Origin of the sequence: Streptomyces sp. NPDC059037 (genome assembly GCF_042740015.1) — a bacterium.
In the GTDB taxonomy this organism is placed as follows: Bacteria; Actinomycetota; Actinomycetes; order Streptomycetales; family Streptomycetaceae; genus Streptomyces.
On record NZ_JBHYIG010000503.1, the window covers coordinates 1 to 2103 of the forward strand.

The following is a 2103-nucleotide window of genomic DNA, read 5'->3' on the forward strand; positions in this document are numbered from 1 at the left end:
GCGTGGACATCACCGCGGCCGCCGCCCCCGGCAGCATCATCGACCAGGAGGTCGGTCAGAAGCCCGAGGGCTATCTGACGATCTCCGGTACGTCGATGGCGACCCCGCACGTCGCGGGCGCCGCCGCCCTGCTGAAGCAGCAGCACCCGGACTGGACGTACGCGGAGCTGAAGGGCGCGCTCACCGCGTCCACGAAGGACGGCAAGTACACGCCGTTCCAGCAGGGTTCGGGACGCATCACCGTCGACAAGGCCATCAAGCAGTCGGTCGTCGCCGAGCCGGTCTCCGTCACCTTCGGCACGCAGGCATGGCCGCACACCGACGACAAGCCGGTCACCAAGAAGGTGACGTACAAGAACCTCGGCAAGGAGGACGTCACCCTCGATCTCGCGGTGACGGCCATCAACCCCAAGGGCGACCCGGCCCCGGCCGGCTTCTTCAAGCTCGGCGCGAAGACCGTGAAGGTCCCCGCGGGCGGCACCGCCGCGGTCGACCTGACCGCCGACACGAAGCTCGGCGGGACCATCGACGGCGCGTACTCCGCGTATGTCGTGGCGACCGGCGACGGGCAGTCCGTGCGCACGGCGGCCGCCGTCGAGCGCGAGGTCGAGTCGTACGAGCTGACCCTGAAGCACATCGGGCGCGACGGACAGGCGCCGAAGTACTACGACAGCGACCTGGAGGGTGTCTCCGGGCTCGCCACCGACAAGTCCTTCAACCCGTTCGACACGTCGGGCACGGTCAAGCTCCGTGTCCCCAAGGGCGGTTACCTGCTCAACACGAGCATGTTCGCCGACCCGGCCGACTTCACCAAGGGCGCCGACTGGATCGCCCAGCCGAAGCTGAGCGTCACCAAGGACACCACGGTGACGCTGGACGCTCGGACGACGAAGCCGGTGGAGATCACCGTTCCTTCGGCGGACGCCAAGTCCTACTTCGCCTCACCCGACTACACGGTCGACACGGCGCGCGGCAGCTACTCCTTCGGCTGGTGGCTTGACGCGTACACCGACTTCCGCAGCGCGCACCTGGGTCCGCAGGTCACCGACGGCTCGCTGCACCAGCAGTGGGACGGCCACTGGGTCAAGGGTGACGACGCCGAGTACGACATCGTGCTCGGGGGCAAGGTCAAGCAGGTCGCCACCGGATACACCAAGCACTTCAAGGCGTCCGAACTGGCCACGGTGAAGGCGAACCTGGGTGCGTCGGCCAAGGGCAAGAAGGGCGCGTTCAGCGCCCTGGGCTCGCTCCCCGGCAGCTCGGGCGGTTCCTCGATCGGCATTCCGCAGGTGCTGCCCGGCACCCGGACGCTGTATCTGTCCACGGTCGACGACGTGAAGTGGGGCATGAACTTCGAGCAGCAGGCCGGGACCGACCCGGACGGCTGGCCGATCATCGACGCGGTCTACTCGCTGGGCGCGGCGCAGAAGTTCACGGGCGGCAAGAGCTACGAGAAGACGTTCAACACGGCCGTCTTCGGTCCGCGTATCGGCGGCGAGTTCGGCGTCACCCGCGAGGGCAACGAGATCGGCGGCTATCTGCCGCTGTTCGCCGACGGCAGGACACACGCGGGCTCCTCGCTCTACTCGTCGGTGAAGACCACCCTGTACAAGGGCTCCACCAAGATCGGCGAGAACGAGGACCCGCTGGTCGGCGGCGCCACCTTCAAGGTTCCGGCGGCGGAGGCCGAGTACAGGCTGTCGACGTCCGTGAAGCGCAGCGTCAAGGTGGCCGCGGCCTCCACGCGCATCGACGCGAGCTGGACGTTCCGCTCCAAGAAGGCCGACAACGCGAAGCTGCCGGTCTCCACGGCGCGGTTCGCCCCGGCGGTCGACCTGAGCAGCAAGGCCAAGGCCGGCGAGACCCAGTCCGTGCCGGTGACGGTGCAGGGCGCTGCCGCGGGCTCGAACCTCAAGTCCCTTGCGGTGTACGTGTCGTACGACTACGGCCAGACCTGGGAGAAGACCACCGTCAGCGGCGGCAAGATCAAGGTCAAGAACCCGGCCGCGGGCAAGGGGATCTCCTTCCACGCCAAGATCGCGGACAAGAAGGGGAACAAGTCGACGCTGTCGATCTACAACGCGTACTACGGCAACTAGGTCG

Annotated in this window: 1 protein-coding gene; it reads left to right on the forward strand. The window is 67.7% G+C overall.

What is annotated here, in order from left to right:
- Nucleotides 1–2099: S8 family serine peptidase (locus ACFWY6_RS45170; RefSeq protein ID WP_384703684.1), on the forward strand; the 2099-nt coding region annotated here is incomplete at its 5' end.
- Nucleotides 2100–2103: the final 4 nt, after the last annotated feature.